This window comes from Acinetobacter sp. CIP 51.11 (genome assembly GCF_000369665.1).
Lineage (GTDB): Bacteria > Pseudomonadota > Gammaproteobacteria > Pseudomonadales > Moraxellaceae > Acinetobacter > Acinetobacter lwoffii_S.
The window spans coordinates 846,660-870,243 of sequence record NZ_KB850129.1 but is presented as its reverse complement, the minus strand read 5'-3'; the positions used below and the strand labels follow the sequence as shown (position 1 = coordinate 870,243).

Sequence of the window (23,584 nt, the reverse complement as noted above, 5' to 3'; positions counted from 1 at the left end):
ATAAAACCACCGATTCTGCGGTGGTTTTTTATGGTTTAAAATCTCTGACTTGCTTATTTGATGTTGAATAGCAAATTTCAGTAGAACAATTCGATTTATGGCTGAAAATTCAAGGCATTTCTAGGTACAATGCCTGATCAGCGTACAGGCATTTGCTCGCTTGTCATTTTATTCTTCTGGACTACGTATTCGAGGCGAATGTGTCATCTATTACTGACGTATCAACCCATGCACTCACTCAAGCACAACACCGCATTCAACAGGATTTACTGACTGCTCTGGAAGCCTTTGCCATTCCAGAACCGTTAAGGTCGGCAGTCCATCATGCTGTGATGCTTGGCGGTAAACGAGTACGTCCAGCACTATGTTATGCCACCGCCGCATTAAAGCCGAACCAGAATAGCGCCGCAGTGCGTCGTGCAGCGGTTGCGATCGAGTTTATTCACTGCTATTCACTGGCCCATGATGATCTGCCATGTATGGACAATGATTTGCTGCGCCGTGGCCAGCCGACCTGTCATGTGGCTTATGGAGAAGATACCGCGCTTTTGGCAGGTGATATCCTACAGTCTATGGCTTTTGAAATTTTGGGTAGCCGTCTGTTTGATCAGGGGCCAGCGGTAGAAGCTTCTATTGTACTGAAGCAGATGCAGATTCTGGCAACCGCTTCTTCGAAAATGGTGAATGGTCAGGTTTTAGATTTACAGTCTGAAGGCAAGAAAATCGATCAGCAAGCACTGGAAACCATCCATCGCAATAAAACCGGTGCTTTGATTAGCGCTGCGATCATGATGGCGGCGGTGACAATCTTTGAAGGCACCGATCTGGCCATTCCTAAATTACGTGAGTTTGGACAGGCGATTGGCCTGGCTTTCCAGGTACAGGATGATATTCTGGATATTATTTCCGATACCGAAGTGTTGGGGAAAACTGCAGGTAAAGATGAACAGGTAGAAAAATCGACCTATCCGGCATTGATGGGTCTGGAGCAGGCCAAAGGCTATGCCCAGCAATTACATGATCAGGCGATCAATGCCTTGAACCATTTTGAAGGTCAGGCGGAAGAGTTGATGCAAATTACCCAGTTCCTGCTCACGCGCAAAAGCTGATTGAAAAATTATTTTTCTAAAAAAGTTTAAAGAAACCGCATAAAAAAAGAGGACTTGAAGTCCTCTTTTTAGTTGATACAGAATTATTTGCTTTCGTTATACAGGCGTTCAGCTTCTTCAAAGCGATCGGTAATTTCTGCTGTTGGTGCTTTACCCATCAGGCTCACCACCACAATTGCAAACATTGAACAGATAAAGCCAGGAACGATTTCATACAGGCCAGTGTCAGCAAACAGGTTCTTCCAGAAAATAACCACGACTGCACCCACGATCATACCCGCCAAGGCACCATTCAAGGTCATGCGTTTCCAGAACAGTGACAGGATAATTAATGGACCAAAGGCGGCACCAAAACCTGCCCATGCATAAGCCACCAGACCAAGTACTTTGGATTCAGGATTGCCCGCCATCCAGATTGCCAGCAAGGCAATCAGCAGTACCATCAAACGGCCCACCCAGACCAGTTCTTTTTGCGAGGCATTTTTTCGCAGGAAAGATTTATAGAAATCTTCAGTCAGGGTGCTTGAGCAGACCAAGAGCTGACAGCTTAAAGTACTCATTACTGCCGCCAGAATCGCCGCCAGAACTACACCTGCAATCCATGGGTTAAACAGGATTTTGGTCAGTTCCATAAATACGGTTTCAGGATTGGCATTCACTGCAGCTGCCAGTTCTGGATGCTGCTCGAAATAAGCAATACCGAAGAAGCCGGCTGCGACTGCACCGCCCAGACACAGAATCATCCAGGTCATGCCAATACGACGTGCATTTGGAATGGATTTGACTGAATCTGCAGCCATGAAGCGCACCAGAATATGCGGCTGGCCAAAGTAACCCAGACCCCAAGCCAAGAGCGAGATAATCGCAACAAGACTGAGATCACCCAGAATATTCATTGCTTGAGGACGAGCAGCCTCCAGTGCCAAAGTCACCTGGGACATATCCGAGAACGCCATTAACGTTACGATTGGTGTCAGCAACAGGGCAAAGATCATCAGCCCCGCCTGAATGGTATCGGTCCAGCTCACAGCCAGGAAGCCACCAATAAACACATAGCTGATGGTGGCAATCGCACTGATCCAGAGCGCAGTGCTGTAAGACATGTCAAACATGCTTTCGAACAGACGCGCACCTGCAACCATGCCGGAAGCACAGTAAATCGCAAAGAAAATCAGAATCACGAAAGCCGAAACAATACGCAGGATTTTTTTCTGGTCATTAAAACGATTCGAGAAATAATCCGGCAGGGTCAGGGCATTGTGCTGGACTTCGGTATGCACCCGCAGACGACCAGCGACCAGTAGCCAATTGAGCCAGGCACCAATGATCAGACCGATGGCAATCCACATCTCAGACAGACCAGAAAGATAAATCGCACCGGGCAGACCCATCAGTAGCCAGCCACTCATGTCGGAAGCCCCTGCAGAAAGTGCAGTTACGAAACTCCCTAAACGTCGGCCCCCTAAGATGTAATCGGAAAAGTTGCTTGTCGCGCGATAAGCCATTAGGCCGATCACCACCATTGCGACAATATAGAAAAGAAAAGTAATTAAGGTTGGATTTAGGGAGCTCATACGGTATCCATTTTTAAGTTGGACAGTAGATCGAAACAAGGAATAAGATAGCTGCGAAAAGCTTTAATCCGAAAGCCAGGCAACATCAAATCCAGTAGATTTCAAAAATAAACGCGAAATTTAACCATAAATTCACAATCTTTGCTGAGATTTTCTTGCGCGAATAAAAATAGGCAACCCTCGGGCTGCCTATGTATAAAGTCAAAATATAAATTAGTTAGGGCGACCCATGACACCACGGATCGTATTTAACACATCGGCTGGAAGTACTACCGTCTTGGCATTTGGCGATTTGGCCATATCTTGCATGGCTTTAATATACTGTTCACCAAGTAAATAGGCGACCGGAATTTCATTATCACCAATGGCGGAAGTCACCATGTCAATTGCACGTTGTGAAGATTCAGCCAGTACCACTTGCGCTTCAGCATCACGACGAGAGGCTTCCAGACGGCCGTCCGCTTCCAGAATCGCGGCCTGTTTTTCACCGTCCGCTTTGGTGACGGTCGCACGACGCTGACGTTCAGCTGCTGCCTGTTCTTCCATTGCAGTCTGCATGGTGATTGAAGGTTTAATATCCTGAATTTCTACAGTTTTTAAGGTAATACCCCAGTCCGAGATATCATCGGAAATACTAGATTTTAAGCGTGCCTTAATATGATCACGCGAAGATAAAGCATCATCCAGATCCATTTCCCCGACAATCGAACGCAGTGAGGTTTGCACCAGGTTCTGAATCGCCCAGGAATAGTTTTCAATCCCGTACACGGCTTTTTCTGGTGTGGTCAGATTAATATAAGCCACGGCATTCATCAGCAGGACCGCATTATCACGGGTAATCACTTCCTGTGAGGGAATATCCAAAACGATATCTTTAGTTGTGACTTTATAGGCGACTTCATCGACATAAGGAATGACAAAATTCAGGCCCGGATTTAGGGTGGTGTGGTATTTACCCAGACGCTGTACAATCCATTTGTAACCTTGTGGCACAATCCGCACACCTTTAAAAATGGTAATCGCAACAAAGGCCAGAAACGCGATAACAATGATAGAACCACCAGACATAGCTTATTCACCTTATTGATTTTGATAATTCGTGCTGTGAGGTTGTACGACCAGGTCATTACCCAGAATATCCACGACGCGAACGCGGTCTCCGACCTGAACTGGGTCCAGAGTTCGGCATTCCCATTCATCCGAACCTAAAACTGGCATCGGAAAGCGCACCCGGATTTGCCCATGATCCAGATTAGTCTGAATCACCATGCCCACCTGACCAATGGTCGCTTCACGCGATAGACCGGCTTTGGTCTTATCAATGGAAAGTGGCTTGATAAACTTAAACCAGAGCAGCGTACACAGAATAGAAAGTACGATCCAGGTCAGGAGCTGGGTCGTCAGTCCCATCATCGGGAACATCCAGTACAGGACGCCAACCATGATGGCACCGATCCCGAACCACAGGGCAGCAAATGCGGGCAGTAGTAATTCCGATAGAATCAGAAGGATGCCTAATACAAACCAGTGCCAAGGTTCAAGAACTAATTCCATATCGTGACCTATATCGCTAAGTATTTAATTAATCATCATCTTTATATGATTGATCTTCAATGTAGCAGATGCGGCCGCAGATGAATATAAAAAATTCATGCATCAAAATTTTGCCGGACGTGGCGGTTTAAATGCCGCGGGAGACTGCTTGAAGTTGCTAATGGCTTTTTCAATAGTACGGATTTTCAGCTGAGCAGCCTTTTCACCTTCCAGAATGGTCGCATTACTGGCTTTCAGGTCTAAAGTACCAATATGGCCGACTTTGGGCTGGATCACCACATTGGCCTGACTCAGTTCCTCATGAATGCTTTGCTGTCCCATAATATTCAGGGTCTGATCTAGTACGCCCCACATATTTAGAGCCTTATTACCATCCGGACGGGCAGAAATATCCACGGCAATCACAATGTCTGCTCCCATATCTTTGGCGGTCTTGACCGGAATCGGACTGACCAGACCGCCATCGACATATTTGCTTCCACCAATCACTGCAGGCACAAACACATTCGGAATGCTACAGGAAGCACGAACTGCCTGTCCGGCATTGCCTTTAATAAAATCTGCCTTGCGGCCATTGTCCAGGCGAGTGGCAACTGCAGCAAAACGAATTGGGAATTGTTCAATTGGTTTGTTCGCTACATTCTTATTGACGAAATCCTGCAATTTTTGCCCAGCAATAATCCCTTGCCGGTTCAAGGTTAAATCGCGGATATCCGATTCTTTAAAATTCAGGGCAATCTGCTGTAACTGATAAGGCGATTTACCACTGGCATATAAGCTACCGACAAAACTGCCAGCACTGGTTCCGGTGACAATCTTCGGTTTGATGCCGTGTGATTCGAGCACTTTAATGACGCCAATATGGGCAAAACCTTTGGCACCGCCACCACCGAGGGCAATGGCGATGACAGGTTCACGGGCTTTTATTGGTGTGGCAGGCGTAGGTGTTTTAGTGGCTTTGTCACAGGCTGCAATACTGAAACCAAGGCAGACAATTAAGGCATAACGGGCTAATTTCATTATAAAAACTGGTGATTAAATCAACAAAATTCAGGCTATCACATCAAAAAAAGCCGTATTTGCCTAGTCTTTTTTCAAAAGCTTTTGTAACGGCTTGGCCATCCAGTCCGGATTTTTGGCCGAGAATTTACCTTCGTAATGCTGATAAATCTGTTCCAGGTCGTATTCATAATCACCGGTCAGATGGTACACGCCCAGGATATGAATGGTCTTGATATCATAATCAAAGGAAAACATCACAATCGGCAAATGAGCTGCCTTGGCAATATGATAAAAACCGCTGCGAATTTTTTCTGGTGCCTTACGTGAACCTTCCGGTGCCATACCGACCCAGATCTGTTCTGATTTTTCAATAATCTCGACAATCTGTCGGGTATGACCTTGTGGACTATCTCGGACGACAGGAACGACGCCAATCCATTCCAGTACCGGTTTTAGCGGTGTACGAAACAGGCTGTCTTTACCAAAAATCGTAATCTGAATACCGAGACCAAGCAAGGCATTAAAACCCAGCCATGCATCAATATTGGAGGTGTGCGGAGAAATAATCGCGACTGCTTTAGGTAAGTCTGGAAATTCACCTTCCAGACGCCAGCCTTGGCCCAAAAAAAGCTGCCTGAAAAAAGTCCGGCTCAGCTTGCTGCCGCGGGATGGCACATGCGGCGGGAGTTGGGGGAAACGTGTCTGGGCCATTGCTTATGTCTCTTCCTGAAACTAATTTTTCTTTATTTTTTATTATATTAGACTGTTGTAAAATCCGGATCATTGGCAAAATGTATAGCATCTTAAATGTTGTTGATGCATTTTTAACTGAAGGACTTGGCCTGAATATGCGGAATATCTATATTTTACTGTTTTCGCTGTATTGGGCACAGGGGCTTCCGGTCGGGTTTATGACGCATGCCTTGCCATTCATTCTGCGAGCTGAAGGGGTATCGCTGGCGCATATCGGGGGCTTTGGTCTGTTAATGCTGCCTTGGTCGATTAAAATATTCTGGGCACCTTTAGTTGATCGGCATGGATCGAGCGCCAAAGGTCATTACCGTAGCTGGATTATTCCCTTGCAATGGCTGTCAGTTGCTGTCTTGATTGGACTTTCTTTTCTACCCATTCAGGCTTTGAATCAGCCGCTGTATTTACTGCTGTTTTTTATCATACTTTTGTTGATGAATGGTATTGGTGCGACGCAGGATATTGCCACCGATGCATTGGCGGTTAACATTCTGAATCATGAGCAACAGCATTGGGGCAATACCTTTCAGGTCATCGGTTCACGATTGGGATTTATTGTCGGAGGTGGGGCAATATTATGGTTGCTGGATCTGCTGCAATGGCAAAGTACCTTTCTGTTGCTGGCTGCGCTGGTTTTTCTTAATACTTTACCCATTTTATTTTTTAGAGAACCTCAGCATTCAAAAATTATCACGCCAGCTGATAAAGGACCTGCACTCAGCAATATAAAAACCTATTTTCAATACTTCTGGTCAGATTTAAGCTTGGCGAGGTGGCTTCTGGTCTTACTGACCTTTAAAATCACTGATGGTTTATCTGGGCCTTTGTTAAAACCTTTAATGGTAGATCTCGGACTGAGCTTTAGCCAGATTGGTCTTTATGTCACTATGCTGGGAGCGTTGGCTGCCTTGATTGGGGCCGGATTGGCTGGCTGGTGCCTGAAATACTGGTCGCGCAGCTCGAGTTTGATCATTTTCTCAATTCTAAAAATATTGAGCTTAATGGCTTATGCCTGGCTCGCTACGCAGTATGAAGCTCAAAACAAAGTACAAAACTGGATGATATATCTGGTCAATGCAGCCGAAGACATGATCTCAGCTATGCTTTTGGTGGTCATGTTGACCTTAGTCATGCAATACAGTCGCAAGCATCTGGCTGGTACAGATTTCACCTTTCAGGTGGCGCTGATGGCCACGGTGAGTGGGGGACTTTATAGTCTGAGTGGCATTTTTGGAGATGCTTTAGGCTATCAAAATTATCTGAATCTGATCGTGATCGTGGCAATTATCTGTTTAATTCCAATTTTCCGATGGATGAAAGTTGCAGAAAAAGTATAAAATTTCTAAATAATCAACTGTTTGGTTAAATGTTAGCCTAAAGTACTAAATAGAATATATAAATATTAATTTAATAATTTTGTAATATAAGCGCCGTGTGTATTATTTGTTACAAAATAAATTAAGGATATTTTTGATGAAAACTAAGTTAGCAACAGCAATTGCATTCAGCCTTTTCGCGGGGACAACTTTTGCAGCACCAACTTTTTATGGTGAGATTGATGCCACAGTTGATTACTTACCGGAAGATAATGCTTCACCAGTATCTGACAAAGATGTAATTGAACTAAGTTCAAATAGCTCATTCGTTGGTTTAAAAGGGGATTAAAAGTTAACGGATCGCCTAAGCGCAATTTATGCAATTGAATGGGCTTTTAACTCTGATGGTGAGGGTGACGACTGGTCTAAACGTAACCGTTTTGTTGGTTTAAAAGATGCAAAACTTGGTACTTTAAAAATTGGTGCACATGACACTCCATTAAAACAATTGTCTAGCCCGGTAGATACCTTCAATAATTATGTAGGTAACCGTGCTGATGTAAGTGGTATTTTCACTGGTGAAAGCCGAGTAGCGAATGCTGTAGTGTATGAAGCTCCAGCTATTGCCTTGCCTCAAGGTGCTATTAAAGTGAATGCTTTATTGGCAACTGGTGAAAATTCAGGAATTAAATCTGATAAAGGTGTAGTTAAAACTGCAAATCGTGGTTTAGGTGATGCTTGGTCTGCTTCTGTAGTATATGACAGCCCAGTAGTTGTAGCAGGTGTTGCTTATGACAAAGCAATTCCGACTAACTTCTTAGGGCGCGGTTTTGATAATGCTTCTGCTCCAGAAGTAACGGGCGGTACTTTATTTGCTGCTGCAAATACCATTCGTGCAATTGGCCGTGTAAATCTAGATGGTGGTTTAGCGCTTAAAGCTCTTTATCAAACTTCAGAAGTGGCGGATGTGGATGCAGCTTCTAAAGCAGTTGATTTGCTTATTGATGATGCTCAAGGTTGGTTAATTGGTGCTGAATATAATCTTCCAAATGCAAAAGCTTGGACAGTTAAAGGTCAATACAGCCAAAACACTACAAGCTTCAAAGATAATACTGCCGATTATGAAGCACAGCAGATCTTTGTTGGTGCAGATTACGCATTTAGTAAACAAGTGAAAGCATATGGTTATGCCGGTTATCTAACACTTGAGCGTGGTTCTTTAGAAACTAAACAACCAGTTGTTGGTACAGGCTTAGAATACAAATTCTAATTTAGATTTTGTACTCTAAGAAAAGGCGATGCTTTGGCATCGCTTTTTTTATGCTTAAAACAACAAAACTTAGCAATTTTATGTCTGATCTAACGAGTTTCGGACTGTTACCATGATTGAAAGTTTCAGCATTTCGTTTTGAAAATTATGCCTATCCAAGCCGTTTTATTTGACCTTGATAATACCTTGACCCATCGTGATCTCACTGCACAAGCTTATAGCCGCTCTCTGGCAGAGTATTATGCTCCGGCTCTGGCACAGGTCGAACCAGAAAAAATTATCGAGATTGTACGACGCATCGATAATGGCGGTTATCCAAAAAAGGAATTGCTGACGCATGGCAGTATCGGGGCTTCGGCTGCTTATACCTTATTGCAGGAGCTATCCTGGTTAAGTCCCCCGAGCATAGATGAACTGGCCCAATTCTGGTTCAGCCAGTTTGGTCGTTTCGCCGTAGAAATGCCGGCAGCAGAGCAAGTATTAACGCAGCTGAAAGATGAGGGTTATCAGCTGGCCATTGTTTCCAATGGCGGACATGACACCCGTTTAAATACGATTCGGGGTTTGGGTATTGAACCTTATTTTGATGAGATCATCAGTTCGGGACTAGTAGGCTTTAACAAACCACAGCCAGAAATATTCCAGATCACTGCAGAGCGTCTAGGTGTGCAGCCTGCACAGTGCCTGTATATTGGCGACCATCCCATTAATGATGTACAAGGAGCTACAGAGGCCGGAATGCATGCATTATGGATGCAAGGCTTTCATGCCGATGCCGAACATATCCGATATAAAATTCAGCAACTGCCGGAAATTTTTGCGCATTTGCAGTTACTGAATCAGACTTAAGTTATTCTTAAACAGTCAATCGTTTCGGCCCATTGCGAAGAATCACAGCGCGGACATTGCTGGTTGGCATGCGAAAGGGTTTGTACCTGTCCACAGTAAATGCAGGCATATAATTGCCCAGCCTTGACCTGTTGGACTATAGAACAGGTTTTAGGGAAAAGTGGCAGCCCAGGCCGAACCTCATCCGATTTGAAGAACAGGATACTGAACTTACCGTCAGTTTCCAGTAAACCGGTGCGTACCTGACCCAGATGCTCTACGCCTTGCTGGCGCATTTCGGCAAAGAATTCATCATGTGACATCTTACCTTTTTTAATTTCTTCAACGACCAGCACGCCATCTTCTACGATATAAATCGGTTTACCTTCCAGTAGGTCTTCAAACCACTGATATTTCATCATGAGCCAGGTGGTCAGGCGGTACATGATAATAATCACCGACATCACCAGAACTGCCTGAATCAGGGGAATATCTTCAGTAAACATCGGGTCGCCGGCAATCGAACCCAAGCTCAAAATGATAGCGACTTCGAAGATAGAAAGTTGACGTACCCCACGTTTTCCGGTCAGACGCAAAAACAGGATAATCATCGTGTACATCAGGGCACAACGCAGCAAAATTTCTGCGGTAAACTCCCAGGTGGTGTCATTTATAAATATGGTCGCCCAGTCCATTTAAATTCTTTATCCTCATTTTTCTCTTTGGCTCGAGTCTAGCAATATCAGTATTTTATTTGCTGCTGTGTTTATGTAAGTTTATGAATAAAGGTAGATTCTATTTAAAAAAGAAGCTTGAACTTAAAAATCTAGCTATTTGATCTATTGAAAATAAGATAGAGATTTCATGTAAATAATGCATAAAAAATCAGCAGATTAAATTTGAAGAAGATCACATTCTCTACTGTCTATTTTTAAATCTATAAAAGTATTATCCATTTGAAATTTATCAATATATATTCTGAATAATGTGTTTTGAATAATTAGGAGTGTTTAGAAATTTGTAAGCAAATCACTTCATCTTTATAAAAATCTGTAGTTTGTGGCCTGAAAAATAGAGTGATTACACTACTTTAATAAACTGTTTTTAAATTAGAAATTGTGATTTTGACTTCCAACAAGGGATGTATTGTGAAAAGAATATTCACGCTTTTAACGGTTATGGGTTTAAGTACAGCGGTCTGGGCAGATGCGGATTGGGATTATACTCAGCCTGAGCAATGGTCGACTTTGAGCCAGAAATATTCGGCCTGTAATGGTCTGAACCAGTCACCGATCAATATTGAGCGAACAGTGAAAGCAGAACTGGAACCGCTCAAGTTCAGCTATAACACCATGATTCATGCGATCGAAAATAAAGGTCATACCGTTCAGGTGGATTTTGCGCAAGGTGGTGAATTGCAGCTGGATGGCGATACCTTTGTACTGAAGCAGTTTCATTTGCATAGTCCGAGTGAAAACCTGATTAAAGGCAAAAGCTATCCACTGGAAATCCATTTTGTCCATGCCAATGCCAAAGGTGAGCTGGCTGTCGTGGGGATGATGTTCGAGCAGGGTGCAGAAAGCCAGATGCTCAAACGCATGTGGAACCGTTTGCCAAAAAAGAAGGTTGAGAAAGTGGTTTTAAAGACCCCACAACCTGTGAATGAAATGTTGCCTAAAAACCTGGATTATTATCGCTTTAGCGGCTCGCTGACCACACCACCGTGTTCGGAAGGGGTACGCTGGCTGATTCTGAAAGATATTCAACAGGCTTCTGCCAAGCAGATTTCGGAATTTGCCAAACTGATGGGCCATCCAAATAACCGACCGGTGCAGTCCCTGAATGGTCGTGTAGTGCTGGAATAATCAATATGAGAGCGAAAAAGCAGACTTTGGTCTGCTTTTTTTAATTCTGATACAAATTTCGAAAGGGCACACTGAAAAGGACTTTGTGACGAAAGCTGAAAGATTTAATATGGATATTATTTCTTCTTTGACCTTCTCCTGCCATGCTCTTTGACTTAAAAACCATGATTCAGCCATTCACAGCGCTTTCGCCACAGCAGAAGAAGCTGGATCATCTGATTGATAAAATCGAGCAACAGAAACAGGAATTACACCAATGGCAACAGGCTGAAGAAGATCTGCAGCAATATACCCATAAAACCTTCATGCCAGTTTACCATGAATTGCATGGCGTACTGTTCAAGCAGCTGGAACAGCTCTGGAAGCACCTGCAGGAAACCACATTTTCCAAAGCAGAACTGGTGGTGCTGGATGAAAAGATTCAATACCTTGCAAATTATCTAAAAGACTCTCAGGCGATGTCGGTGCAACAAGCCCATAAGGTGAATGAAATCTTCACTTATTATCAGCAACGTGCCGAACATGCCCAGTTCAGAAAAAGCCAAAAGAAAATAAATGAACTGGAAACATTCTTTAAGAATGAGAATCCCTCAGATCTTGCAGATGCAGAAGTATTTGAAGAATGGGAGTCAGATCATTTTCAGCAGGCGCGTGAACAGGCCAAATTAAAACGCCAGCAGGAAAAACAGGAACATGCAGCAGCGACGGCAGAGCAGTCATTGAAAACCGTATATTTAAAAATTGCTGCCATCATTCACCCTGACCGTGAAGTGAACGATGTCAAAAAAATCAAGAAAACTGAATTATTGCAACGTGCCAATGAGGCTTATGCAGAGCAAGATCTGTTTACGTTACTGAGAATGCAATTGCAGATCGAGCAAGATCAGGATGTTTCAAAAAAAGGTTTAAATGCGGAACAACTCAAGTTTTATCAACTGGCTTTGGATGCACAGAGCCAGAAATTACAAGAGCAGATTAATACATTGATTCATAGATTGGTCTGGTCATCGAAAACCAGAATTGCAGTAAAAAAGGCGAAAGGGAAGGTTCAAATTGCTGACCTGTATAAGCAGATTGATGAAGATACTTCAGCCATCAAACAGCAGATTAAAGTAGAAAAAGAACGGTTGATGTATATCAAAAAGGTGAGTGGCTTAGAGATGTTTTTAAGGCATGGAATGCTTTAATCTCTTATTCGTATAATAACTCTAGATGTAATAATGAAAATTCCCTCTCCTGTTAGGAGATGAGCATCCTCAGAATATATTCTGAGTGCGCAAGGGTGAGGGCTATTTTAAGATTCACCTCTCCCTAATCCTCTCCCAGAGGGAGAGGGAGTCGTAACTGATTAGATGCCATCAATTAATTTAATAATGAACGTTCCCTCTCCTTTTAGGAGAGGGCTAGGGAGAGGTTATAAAATTTGATAATCTAAAGAAAATAATAAAAACATAAGCCTATGAATAAAAAATTCGATCCCCAACTATTACAATTTGCCAAATCCATGCGCCACACCACCACCGATGCTGAAAACTTGATGTGGCAACTGCTTCGTGCCAAACGTTTTATGAATCTGAAATTCCGTCGTCAGCACGTGATTGCACCATACATTTTGGATTTTTACTGTCATGAAATTGGTTTAGTCATTGAGCTGGATGGCAGTCAGCATGGAACAGATGATGCGATTGAATACGATGTTGAACGAACCAAGTTTTTAGAGGCTGTGGGTTTAACTGTTGTACGGTATTGGAATCATGATGTTTTAGGAAGGACGGATGTGATTTTAGAGCATTTATGGCAAGTATGTACTGAATTAAAGCAGACCTCTCCCTAACCCTCTCCTAAAAGGAGAGGGAATATTCATTACTAAATTCATGCAGGCATTAAATCCAATGACACTCCCTCTCCCTCGGGGAGAGGGCTGGGGTGAGGGTAATTGATCTTTTACTATATATAGTGTTTTTAATTATTAAATTATCTATATATAGTGTTTTTAATTTGACATTACATTAATGGATTTATATGATTAAAACTTAGAATAAAAAGGTATAAATATGTCGATATTGAGTTGGGATGATTTTGAGGATGATAGTAATAGTAGTTCCTCGTTGCCCAGTAGAAATAGTAAGTTAAAACTCGCATTAGATATATTAGCAGGTGTTTTATCACGTCTAGGTAATACTGAGCGTGAAAGAACTATATTTGCCCATTTCCAAAAGATGTATCACAATCTATTATCAAAAATAGGCATTCTCGTTGATTTAGATACTTTCCTTTATCACTATATCAATAGAGAAGTTTCTAAATTTTTTTCAAAATCCTTAAAGGGTAATGAATCGGTAAGTTTACAAACATTCTTTAAAATTATTCTATTAGTAGCTTTACCAATTATTTTTATAACCACTCGTAATTTTTCAATTCAAAAAAATCTCTCTATCTCTGCTTGAGTAACTCCTATGACCAAACTGTATTTATTTACACGTTTGGGGCATATCATTAAAAAACTCAGACGTGTAGTCCAAAATTCTATTTAGAAGGTAAAGAATTTATGGCTAGACGTAAAAAGTCAAAAGCTAAAAAAAGAACTAAGGTTGTTAAATCTCAGCCAATTATCATTATTAATGAGCAACCAGAAAGTTTGCGATATTGGCAGCAGGTGTTAGTAATATTAATAGTTCCGCTATTTAATTGGATAAAAGAAATTATCCAAACATATTGGAATTAAAAAAATCCCCTCACTAAGAGGGGATTTTTTTGAATCAAACTACAGCCTTAAAGCGCCGCAATCTGCTCCATATTCGCTTTAATCTTCGCTAACTGATCAGCAAACTCAGCAAGTTTTACTTTCTCGCCTTCAACCACAGCCGCAGGTGCTTTTGCCACAAAACCTTCATTCGAAAGTTTATTGGCAATTTGATCATGCTGTTTTTGAACCTTGTCTAAGTCTTTTTGCAGACGACCCAATTCCGCTTTCGGGTCAATCAAGCCCTTCATTGGAACGTAAACAGATACGTGACCCACTACAGAAGAAGAAGACAATGGTGGTTGCTCGCCATCAGCCAAGAAGGTGATGCTTTCTACTTTCGCCAATGCTTTAAACAATGCTTCAATACGAGTGATCTGTGCTTTTTCAGCTTCGGTGGTGTTTTGCAGAAGAACTGGTAATAAACGCGCATTACCTAGACCCATTTCACCACGGATGTTACGTACCGCACCAATCAAACCTTGAAGCCATTGCATATCTGCTTCAGCTTGGTCGTTAATTAACGCTTGGTCCGCAACAGGGTAAGCCGCCAACATAATCGTTTCGCCAACAATATTCAGTTTCGGCGCAAGCGTTTGCCAGATTTCTTCTGTTAGGTAAGGCATCAAAGGATGAGCCAAACGTAAAGACGCTTCCATGACCGCAAGCAATACACGACGAACTTCAGCTTTACGCTCTTCAGACACATTTTCATCGTTCAGAACTGGTTTGGTCAGTTCCACATACCAGTCACAGTATTCATTCCAGATGAACTCGTAAATCGCTTGTGCTGCCAAGTCTAAACGATACGTCGCAAATGCTGTTTGCACTGCTTGTTCCGCTTTTTGCAGACGGCTCACGATCCACTGTTCAGGCAATTCCCAAAGGTCTTGACGTACTTCTTGACCAATCACTTGCTCTTCGCAGTTCATCATCACGAAACGGGTTGCGTTCCAGATTTTGTTGGCAAAGTTACGGTAGCCTTCAACACGTTTCATATCGAACTTAATGTCACGACCTGTGTTCGCAAGCGCACAGAATGTGAAACGAACCGCATCTGTACCGTAAGACTGAATACCTTCAGGGAATTCTTTACGGGTTGATTTTTCAATCTTCGCCGCTTGTTTCGGATTCATCAAACCTGTGGTACGTTTTTGTACTAAAGTTTCTAAATCTACACCGTCAATCAAATCGAGTGGGTCAAGGACATTACCCTTAGATTTAGACATCTTCTGACCTTCGCCATCACGTACCAAACCGTGTACATATACCGTTTTAAACGGTACTTGTGGCGTACCATCTTCATTTTTCATGAAGTGCATGGTCAGCATGATCATACGAGCAACCCAGAAGAAGATGATGTCGAAACCTGTTACCAATACATCAGTCGGGTGGAAAGTATTTAAGAAATAGTTTTCTTTATCTTTCGCAGCGTCACCTGTCCAACCTAAAGTTGAGAATGTCCAAAGACCAGATGAGAACCATGTATCCAATACATCTTCATCTTGGTTCAACTCAACATCGGCAGGAATGTTGTTTTTCGCACGTACTTCAGCTTCATCACGACCTACATAAACATTACCTTCCGCATCGTACCAAGCAGGGATACGGTGACCCCACCACAATTGACGCGAGATACACCAGTCTTGGATGTTGTTCATCCAAGCCATATACATGTTGCTGTACTGCTCAGGAACGAACTTGATACGACCGTCTTTAACCGCTTCAATGGCAGGTTTCGCAAGTGGCGCAATTTTTACATACCATTGGTCAGTCAGTAATGGCTCAACGATCACGCCTGAACGGTCACCGCGAGGTGGTTTTAATGTATAAGGTTGAATCTGGTCTAACCAGCCTTCAGCTTCCGCTTGTTCAACGATCTTTTTACGCGCTTCAAAACGCTCTAAACCAACATATTCGCTAGGTGCAGGAATAGTTTTAGAAATTTGCTCGCCCGCTTTCGCGATGTATTCAAACTCAGCAAGAACTTCAGCATTTTTGTTGAAGATGTTGATGATTGGCAATTCGCAACGTTTACCTACTTCATAGTCATTGAAGTCGTGTGCAGGGGTGATTTTTACACAGCCTGTACCGAATTCTTTGTCTACATATTCGTCTTTTACGATTGGAACTGCACGACCTGTGATTGGTAAGATTATATTTTTACCTACTAGATCAGCATAACGTTCATCATCCAGTGCAACCGCAACCGCAGTATCACCCAATAATGTTTCAGGACGCGTCGTTGCAACTACGATGTGATCTTTACCATCGTGGGTGCGGAGTGACTTATCTTCAAAGAAATATTTGAAGTGCCACAATGAACCTGCTTCTTCTTTATCAGACTCAACTTCCAGGTCAGAAAGGGCAGTTTGCAGTTTTGGATCCCAGTTCACCAGACGTTTGCCGCGGTAGATCAGGCCTTCTTCGTGAAGTTTTACAAACACTTCTTTTACTGCGTTTGATAAACCATCATCCATCGTGAAGCGTTCACGTGACCAGTCAACCGAAGAACCTAAGCGACGGATTTGACGGGTAATGTTACCGCCAGACTGTTCTTTCCATTCCCAGACTTTTTCGATGAACTTTTCACGACCCAGGTCATGACGGCTAATCCCTTGTGCACCCAGCTGACGCTCAACCACCATTTGCGTTGCAATACCTGCGTGGTCAGTACCCGGTTGCCAAAGCGTATTTTTACCAGACATACGGTTGAAACGCGTCAAGGCATCCATGATGGCATTGTTGAAACCATGACCCATGTGCAGGCTACCAGTGACGTTTGGTGGCGGAATCATGATACAGAAAGATTCGCCTTTTTCAGACGGCTTAAAGTAACCACGCTCTTCCCAAGTTTGGTACCATTTTTTCTCGATCTCGGTCGGATCGTAGGTTGTCGCGATATTTTGCGCTGAGTCAGTCATAGTCTAAACAGATCAAAAGTGAATGAAAAATTGGATCTATTGTAGCAAAAAAAATAGTGCATGCGGCAGCTTAACCAAATGCAAACTTTAGCCAATTGGCATGTATAGCAACTCATCGTATGATAGATTGATAAAAAAACGCGACTCATCGCAGCATATCAAAAAGGATAATAAGATGAGCTATAACATTTCCCTGAAGCTTCAACCCGAAACCCATCAGCGCTTTAAAGACCTGCATTCCCGATTAAATGCCGGCGAGCGAGACAGTCTTGCCAGACCCTTAGGTGAAAATCTGGCCGATATGGTCTGTGAAATTATTGACCAGATTTTTGGTCAGGTGGTGCAGTTGGCCAATTCACCGGACAGCGAGTCCGAAAAAGTGATTCAGCAGATTATGCATAACACCCGTAAATATATGCCGTGGTCGGTTTCGTTGTTTGGCAATGAGCGTCTGATGCCTATGGTGAACTATTTGCATCGCATGACCTATGAGCATCAAGGTGATGCTTTTGTTCGATATCCGGTGGAAAAATTACTGGTGATGGAACTGCTCGGCTGTGTTGACCAGATGAAAAATGGTAATCATCAATATGTATCACCCGCTTTAAAAGCCTTTACTCAGGTGGTCGATCAAGGGGTGACACATCTGATCCGTGAACCGAAAAAAATGTTGAAATTTAATGTGGTGGTCGATAAAACCTTGAATGGGGTGATTCATTTAACCACCCAGTTAGGCTATAAACGTTTTGATAAACTCAGTCACATTTATGATGCTGATACCATGAGTTATTATTTTGAACATTTACTGGCATTTCTGGAAGATGAAATGCCGCACCATATTCATTAAAACAAGGGAAAGAGGATTTCATGGCGAAAGTTGAAGACTTAAATGGAAAAGTGGTCTGGATTACCGGCGCATCTTCAGGGATTGGCAAGGCGATTGCCCAGCAATGTGCTGCACTTGGGGCACAGGTGGTACTGACTGCACGTCGGCATGAAGAACTGGAAAATGTTCGCCAAAGTCTCACTAATCCAGATCAGCATATTTCAGTCATTGCCGATATCACGGATGAAAGCCAGGTTCGTCATGCCTATGAACAGGTTTTGCAACAAAAAGGCCGGATTGACTGGCTGATTAATAATGCAGGACTCAGTCAACGTGCCCTGATTCAGCACACCACCATGCAGACTGAACGCGCTATTATGGAAGTCGATTATTTCTCGCAGGTATTTCTCACCAAAATGGTATTGCCGACCTTTCTGGCACAAAAATCAGGTCGTATCGTGTTTATTTCCAGTGTGGCAGGTTTGCTTGGCACCCAGTATCGCGCCTCCTATTCAGCAGCCAAAGCAGCGATTCATATGTGGGCCAATAGTTTACGTGCTGAAGTTGCTGATCAGGGCGTTCAGGTCTCAGTGATATTCCCGGGCTTTGTTCAAACCAATGTGTCGTTTAATGCTTTAAATGGGGAAGGCAAGCCACAAGCCAAGCAGGATGAAGCGATTGAAAATGGTCTGTCGGCAGAAGATTTTGCCCGTCAAAGCGTACAAGCCTTGCAGTGCGGCGAAGAATATATCGTGATTGGCGGAAAGAAAGAAAAACTTGGTGTGCTAGTTTCACGTATTTCCCCCAAGGTGCTGTACAAAATGATTCGCAAGACTAAAGTGAAATAGATTATTTAGCATACATAAAAGGGCAGCATTGCCCTTTTTTTGATATTCCTTAAAAAGAAAAAATTAAAATAGATCTTTTTCATAAATCAAAACATGATCATTATATTCATATTTAAATGGATATTAAAAGTTCCGTCTCCCTTTGGGATAAGAAGCATAGCTTCGCAAGAGGATGAGGGGGATTTCTTAGAAAAAAACCTCTCCTAAAAGGAGAGGGAATTCCCTTTGTAGTGATTCAATTATGATTTATGGAAGAACTCTAATATATGTACCATTTATTTCTGGAGAATCGGATCCAGAGAGTACAGCTCTGATAACACGGATATGCAGAAAATTACCTTTTCACTCTGGTACTTAAGCCAAAAGCCGGTATGTTAATTAAAAATAACAGCCAACTGGAATAAGCTCATTCGATGAAAACACCGGTGCCAGACTACCTCAAGCATGTTTTAACTTCCTGCCGTGACAATGAAAAAGGTGCCCTGGCAGATTATATTCCTGAGCTGGCAGCAGTAGACCCGGATAAGTTCGCTTTGGCACTCTCTACCGTAGATGGCACGATCTATTCAACCGGTGATGACGAAGTTGAGTTCACCATGCAGTCTATGTCCAAGCCTTTTGCCTATGCCTTGGCTTTGCAGAAAGTCGGCTTGACCAAGGTCATGGAAAAAGTAGGCGTGGAGCCTTCGGGTGAGGCCTTTAACCAGATTTCACTGGAGAAGGATTCCAATATTCCAAAAAATCCGATGATCAATTCGGGTGCAATTACCACCCATTCTCTGATTCCCTATAAACGGACGGTGTCCCGTGCAGAGCAATTGCGCCGTTTTTTAAGTGGTCTGGCTGGGCGTGAACTGAGTTTTGATACCGAAGTATATACCTCTGAACTGAAAACAGCATTTCGTAACAGATCCCTGGGCTATATGCTGCGTACCGTGGGGGTGCTGGAAGAAGATCCAGAAGCGATTGTTAATGGTTATATCAAGCAGTGTTCAATCAAGGTGACGGTCAAAGACCTGGCGATGATCGCCGGGGTACTCGCCAACGGCGGAATTCAGCCACAAACCGGTAAAAAATTGCTGGACCGTTCTGTAGTGCGGCAAGTCCTGAGTGTGATGCTCACTTGTGGCATGTATGATGCTGCCGGTGACTGGCTGACTACAGTGGGTATTCCGGCCAAAAGTGGGGTTGCAGGCGGTATTATCGGAGTGTTACCTGGACAGGTGGGTATCGCCGTGTTTTCTCCGCGAATTGATGAGCATGGACATAGTGTACGTGGCGTCGATATTTTTGAACGTATGTCCCGGGAAATGGGTCTACATTTGATGGAAGGGACACCATCGGCACAAACTATTTTGCAAAGTCGTTATCTCACCGGTAAACGTGATCATGTGGTGGTGTATGAACTACGTGGCGTATTGCAGTTTACTGAATCGGAAATGCTGCTGCGTATTTTGGAAGATGAACCAGAAGGCAAAAAACGAATTGTGTTGGATCTGACCAATTTGACCTTAATTCATAATGTCGGTGCCCGAATGTTATTTGAAGGTGTGGCCCGTTTGAAGAAGGATGGTCATCCAGTCGTGGTGGTTGATTCGGAAGGAATTTTGAGTGAAGCCCAAATGAAGGGTAATAAAAGGGTCGTGGTCAAAGAAAAACTGACCAAGTATCTGGAAAAATTTCAATAGACGTTTTCCTGCCAGCTTGCTTCAGAACAGGGTATACACCAGTAAATAAAAAAGCCCCGATAATGCGAGGCTTTTTTCAAATCTTGAAATTCTTATTTAATATGTTCAGCAATATCGGTAAAGATTACGCCTAACCCATGTGCACCTGCATCAGGATAGCCCAAGCTACGGTCACCGACCGTACCGGCACGGCCCATACGCGCTACGATCTCTTTAGTAGATTCTGCACCTTTTACCGCAGCCTCTGCACCCAAGACAAAGTTTTCTTTAAACGTCTTGTCGGTATTGGTTGACCAAGAGTCTGCGCAAGGAACCAAAGCATCAATCAGGGTTTTGTCACCGACCACAGCACCACGACCAAATGAACGCTCACCTGTCACTTGAATACCTTTCACTGCTGCTTGCAGCATCTCGGCAAAATCTGCCACGCTTAGGGTTTGTTTGCCCTGAATGGCTTTGCTGGCTGAACGGAAAGCAGAACCCCAAATTGGACCTGACGCACCGCCACAGTGTTCCATAATAATCATGGAACTGTTCAGCAAGAATTCATCCATATACTGTGCTTGAATCAGGCTTTGCCATTCACGTTTCAGCTGTTTAAAACCTTTTGCGACGCTCATGCCAAAATCGCCGTCGCCTGCATGCGCATCTAGTTCGCAGAATGGCACTTCATTTTTGATGATGCAGGCTGCCATCACATCGACCACATAACGCATATTTTCTATCGTGAATTGCTCATTCTGAATTTCAGCATGTTCAGCTTGGGTTTCAACTTCGGTATTGGCGGTTTCTCTTGCTGCTGCATCTTGTGCTGCAAATTCAAATGGTAGGGCAGGCGAGCCATCCAGCTTAAAGGCAGGGGTATTGGCTTCCGCATCCAGATAGGTTTTCAGTTCATCATCCACAGCAAGTAATGAGACCGATGCACCATTCATGTCGATACTGGTCATGTAGTTGCCAACAAATGTACGGTAAATCTTGATGCCTTTACGTGCCAGATGTTCGCATACATCATTGTTAAACACATACAGTTCTTGCATTGGTGTTGAACCAAAGCCGTTGACTAGAACAGCAACTTCAGTCAGATCAGGACGGTCCAGAAACAGGTCATCGATAATACGTTGTGCCAGCTCTTTGGATGGCAGGATTTTTTCACGACGGATACCCGGTTCGCCGTGGATGCCGACGCCGTATTCCATTTCATCATTCGCCAAGGTGAAGGTGGGTGTGCCTTTGGCAGGAACGGTACAAGAGGTAAAGGCAAAACCAAGGCTAATCACGTTATCCGCTGCTTTTTGAGCCACGGCTTTGACTTCCGCAAGCTCTAAACCTTTTGATGCTGCTGCACCTGCAATTTTATGTACAAATACAGTACCCGCCACGCCACGACGACCAACCGTATAGAGGCTATCTTTAACGGCAATATCATCCGCCACTTTGACATAATCGACTTTAATGCCATCTTCTGCTGCCAAAGCTGCACCATTCTGGAAATTCATTATATCGCCAGAATAGTTTTTGATGATCATCAGTACACCTTTGTCTGTCGCGACATGTTGCAGGGCTTTGTAGACCTGAATTTGAGAAGGTGATGCAAATACATCACCACACACGGCCGCGTCTAACATGCCTGTACCGACAAAGCCTGCATGTGCAGGTTCGTGACCACTGCCACCGCCACTGATCAGTGCCACGTTGTTGTGTTTCTCTTTACGTGAAATGATTTTATGGGATTCGGTAAATTGTAGTTCAGGATGGGCAAGGACAAAGCCTTTGCACATTTCGACAACCAAGTTTTCAGGGTTGTTGATGAGTTTTTTCATGGAGGAAGGCCTTCACGTATTCTGGGAGATGTGTAAAGTCTTATTATTATGGAAGTGTTTGAAATTTGCAGACTGAAAAGTGTAAAAACAGATAATTTTGGGGTGAGCGGTTAGAAAAGGGGCGCATAATTGATAAATTAAATCCCTCCTTGCGAAGCAGTGCTTCTCACCCTTTGATAAAGGGGGACTTGTCATGTGATTAAATAAATTTCGTGACAGTTCCTTCCTTTTTAGAGGGAGGTTAGGAGGGATTAATAATTATAAATCATCAATTTTTAAATATTCCTCATCTATCTGTTTTGTGGAGTAATGGACTGTATGTGTTAATAAATCATTTTTAGCGGTTTTATATTGTGCAAAGAAGATTGGATCAGCTAAAGTGCTTTTAGAGTGGCTTAAATCGATGTAACTTACTTCATAACAATCAGGTTCTCTACGAATAATCTCGGCTAATTTCTGCAAGTAAGGAGCAAAATGTTGATATTCTAATTTAAGTGTAGATGGATCAACTGCTAAATGTGCAATGTTAGATATTGAATATTTGTATCTTACATTTGTAAGAAATTTATCTTCAATTGGTTTCGCCTCAAACTTAAAAGAATTAGGCTTCAAGTACATCTGGAAATATTTGATTTTACGTCCTTGCAATGTTTCCATTACTTGTTCAATTTCTTCATTTGGAGTTTTTAATCCAAAATAAATTGCTTTGACTGCTCTATAATCATAAGAATTGATGCCTTGATTTTCTGTGATGATTCTTAATTCTTGTTCATATTCCCATCTCTGTGATTTATATCCCAGCATTTTTTTAACTAGATGGTCAGGATCGGCTTGGTTAAAAGCTTGAGAAAAATCTAAATTTTGAATTTTATTTGAATATTGAATATTGAATATTGAATATTGAATATCAAAGAATCGATGTTTAGGATTTTGTTTTGCCAAGAGTTGATCTAAATCATATTCGATACAAAAGCCTTTATGACTATTGGAATAGTGAGCCCATAACAGTTCATCGTCATAACGTTTGCTCAAAGAAAAAATACCTAATTTGGTATCTTTCATATTAATGATGTTTTGAAAACTTTGTTCAATTAAGGCTAAATTATCTGAATGTTGATAAAAGATCTTTTTTAGATTTCCTATTTGTTGTTGATAATTATCAATTGAAATCAATCCTTCACAAGGATCGTTGAGTTGACTTGTGCTAGAAGCCCAAAAGGTATCATTTTTTAAAGACTTTAAATCTCTTTCAAAAGAACCACCACGATATTTATAAACTAGCATATTATTTATATTTTGAATGATTTACCTAAATATATCTTATGGTTATATAAATTAAAATCCCTCCCAACCTCCCTTTGAAAAAGGGAGGAGCTGTCACGTACTAAATTTGACACGTGAAAGTCCCTCTTTTTTAAAGAGGGATTTAGGGAGATTAAGAGATTTAAACAAAAAATCCCCTCA

Annotated in this window: 20 protein-coding genes and 1 pseudogene; 12 read left to right on the top strand and 9 right to left on the bottom strand. The window is 42.6% G+C overall.

Annotated elements, in window-relative coordinates; all coding sequences use genetic code 11:
- Window positions 1–200: 200 nt before the first annotated feature.
- The gene (locus F894_RS07905; protein ID WP_005247006.1) at window positions 201–1,109 is read left to right on the top strand and encodes a polyprenyl synthetase family protein; all 909 of its coding nucleotides are present in this window, start codon (window positions 201–203) and stop codon (window positions 1,107–1,109) included.
- An 83-nt stretch (window positions 1,110–1,192) separates the two neighbouring features.
- Here the strand turns inward: F894_RS07905 and putP are convergent, their stop codons facing one another.
- The 5 genes from putP to F894_RS07880 form a co-directional block, all read right to left on the bottom strand.
- A complete protein-coding gene (gene putP, locus F894_RS07900) occupies window positions 1,193–2,683 on the bottom strand; it encodes a sodium/proline symporter PutP (protein WP_005247005.1) in 1,491 nt (496 codons plus the stop codon).
- A gap of 213 nt (window positions 2,684–2,896) precedes the next feature.
- Entirely contained in the window at window positions 2,897–3,751 is an 855-nt protein-coding gene (locus F894_RS07895; RefSeq protein WP_004279377.1) for an SPFH domain-containing protein, read from the bottom strand.
- A gap of 12 nt (window positions 3,752–3,763) precedes the next feature.
- Window positions 3,764–4,237 (bottom strand): NfeD family protein, encoded by a 474-nt coding sequence (locus F894_RS07890; RefSeq protein WP_005247004.1) that lies wholly within the window; start codon window positions 4,235–4,237, stop codon window positions 3,764–3,766.
- Between the two features lie 102 nt (window positions 4,238–4,339).
- Window positions 4,340–5,257, bottom strand: coding sequence for a patatin-like phospholipase family protein (locus F894_RS07885; protein WP_005247003.1), 918 nt, complete (start codon window positions 5,255–5,257; stop codon window positions 4,340–4,342).
- Window positions 5,258–5,320: 63 nt separating this feature from the next.
- Window positions 5,321–5,950, bottom strand: a complete 630-nt coding sequence (locus F894_RS07880; RefSeq protein WP_005247002.1) for a 1-acyl-sn-glycerol-3-phosphate acyltransferase — start codon at window positions 5,948–5,950, stop codon at window positions 5,321–5,323.
- A gap of 137 nt (window positions 5,951–6,087) precedes the next feature.
- Here F894_RS07880 and F894_RS07875 point away from each other — a divergent pair, with 137 nt between their 5' ends.
- The 3 genes and pseudogenes from F894_RS07875 (at window position 6,088) to F894_RS07865 (ending at window position 9,424) form a co-directional block, all read left to right on the top strand.
- On the top strand, window positions 6,088–7,326 hold the full coding sequence (locus F894_RS07875; RefSeq protein ID WP_034438452.1) for an MFS transporter: 1,239 nt from the start codon (window positions 6,088–6,090) through the stop codon (window positions 7,324–7,326).
- Window positions 7,327–7,462: 136 nt separating this feature from the next.
- A pseudogene (locus F894_RS07870) lies at window positions 7,463–8,575 on the top strand (porin).
- 147 nt (window positions 8,576–8,722) lie between these two features.
- Complete coding sequence (locus F894_RS07865; protein WP_005246997.1) at window positions 8,723–9,424, top strand: HAD family hydrolase; 702 nt, start codon at window positions 8,723–8,725, stop codon at window positions 9,422–9,424.
- On the opposite strand, the gene F894_RS07860 is transcribed toward F894_RS07865, so the two are convergent.
- The gene (locus tag F894_RS07860; protein ID WP_004279384.1) at window positions 9,421–10,098 is read right to left on the bottom strand and encodes a DUF421 domain-containing protein; all 678 of its coding nucleotides are present in this window, start codon (window positions 10,096–10,098) and stop codon (window positions 9,421–9,423) included. The two genes, F894_RS07865 and F894_RS07860, sit on opposite strands and share 4 nt — an antisense overlap.
- Window positions 10,099–10,581: 483 nt before the next feature.
- Between F894_RS07860 and F894_RS07855 the strand changes: the two genes are divergently transcribed.
- The 5 genes from F894_RS07855 to F894_RS15075 all read left to right on the top strand — a co-directional run bounded on the left by F894_RS07855 (window position 10,582) and on the right by F894_RS15075 (window position 13,993).
- Complete coding sequence (locus tag F894_RS07855) at window positions 10,582–11,268, top strand: carbonic anhydrase (RefSeq protein WP_005246996.1); 687 nt, start codon at window positions 10,582–10,584, stop codon at window positions 11,266–11,268.
- Window positions 11,269–11,411: 143 nt separating this feature from the next.
- Window positions 11,412–12,455 carry a coiled-coil domain-containing protein gene (locus tag F894_RS07850; protein ID WP_005246995.1) on the top strand — a complete coding sequence of 348 codons (1,044 nt, stop codon included), beginning with the start codon at window positions 11,412–11,414 and terminating at the stop codon, window positions 12,453–12,455.
- 272 nt (window positions 12,456–12,727) lie between these two features.
- Complete coding sequence (locus F894_RS07845; RefSeq protein ID WP_005246994.1) at window positions 12,728–13,102, top strand: endonuclease domain-containing protein; 375 nt, start codon at window positions 12,728–12,730, stop codon at window positions 13,100–13,102.
- A gap of 220 nt (window positions 13,103–13,322) precedes the next feature.
- Window positions 13,323–13,715, top strand: coding sequence for a hypothetical protein (locus F894_RS07840; protein WP_005107560.1), 393 nt, complete (start codon window positions 13,323–13,325; stop codon window positions 13,713–13,715).
- Between the two features lie 101 nt (window positions 13,716–13,816).
- Window positions 13,817–13,993 carry a hypothetical protein gene (locus tag F894_RS15075; RefSeq protein ID WP_155237102.1) on the top strand — a complete coding sequence of 59 codons (177 nt, stop codon included), beginning with the start codon at window positions 13,817–13,819 and terminating at the stop codon, window positions 13,991–13,993.
- 47 nt (window positions 13,994–14,040) lie between these two features.
- Here F894_RS15075 and F894_RS07835 read toward each other — a convergent pair whose 3' ends face one another.
- Window positions 14,041–16,935 (bottom strand): valine--tRNA ligase, encoded by a 2,895-nt coding sequence (locus F894_RS07835; RefSeq protein ID WP_005246993.1) that lies wholly within the window; start codon window positions 16,933–16,935, stop codon window positions 14,041–14,043.
- 175 nt (window positions 16,936–17,110) lie between these two features.
- On the opposite strand from F894_RS07835, the gene F894_RS07830 reads away from it, so the two are divergent.
- From F894_RS07830 to F894_RS07820, 3 genes are all read left to right on the top strand, one after another.
- Complete coding sequence (locus F894_RS07830) at window positions 17,111–17,782, top strand: hypothetical protein (RefSeq protein WP_005246992.1); 672 nt, start codon at window positions 17,111–17,113, stop codon at window positions 17,780–17,782.
- A gap of 20 nt (window positions 17,783–17,802) precedes the next feature.
- Window positions 17,803–18,609: an SDR family oxidoreductase gene (locus tag F894_RS07825; RefSeq protein WP_005246990.1), complete on the top strand. Its 807-nt coding sequence runs from the start codon at window positions 17,803–17,805 to the stop codon at window positions 18,607–18,609.
- Between the two features lie 413 nt (window positions 18,610–19,022).
- Window positions 19,023–20,297 (top strand): glutaminase, encoded by a 1,275-nt coding sequence (locus F894_RS07820; protein WP_005246989.1) that lies wholly within the window; start codon window positions 19,023–19,025, stop codon window positions 20,295–20,297.
- Window positions 20,298–20,389: 92 nt separating this feature from the next.
- On the opposite strand, the gene dhaK is transcribed toward F894_RS07820, so the two are convergent.
- Window positions 20,390–22,120 carry a dihydroxyacetone kinase subunit DhaK gene (gene dhaK, locus F894_RS14915; protein ID WP_005246988.1) on the bottom strand — a complete coding sequence of 577 codons (1,731 nt, stop codon included), beginning with the start codon at window positions 22,118–22,120 and terminating at the stop codon, window positions 20,390–20,392.
- 258 nt (window positions 22,121–22,378) lie between these two features.
- Window positions 22,379–23,404 carry a DUF2971 domain-containing protein gene (locus tag F894_RS07810; RefSeq protein ID WP_005246987.1) on the bottom strand — a complete coding sequence of 342 codons (1,026 nt, stop codon included), beginning with the start codon at window positions 23,402–23,404 and terminating at the stop codon, window positions 22,379–22,381.
- Window positions 23,405–23,584: the final 180 nt, after the last annotated feature.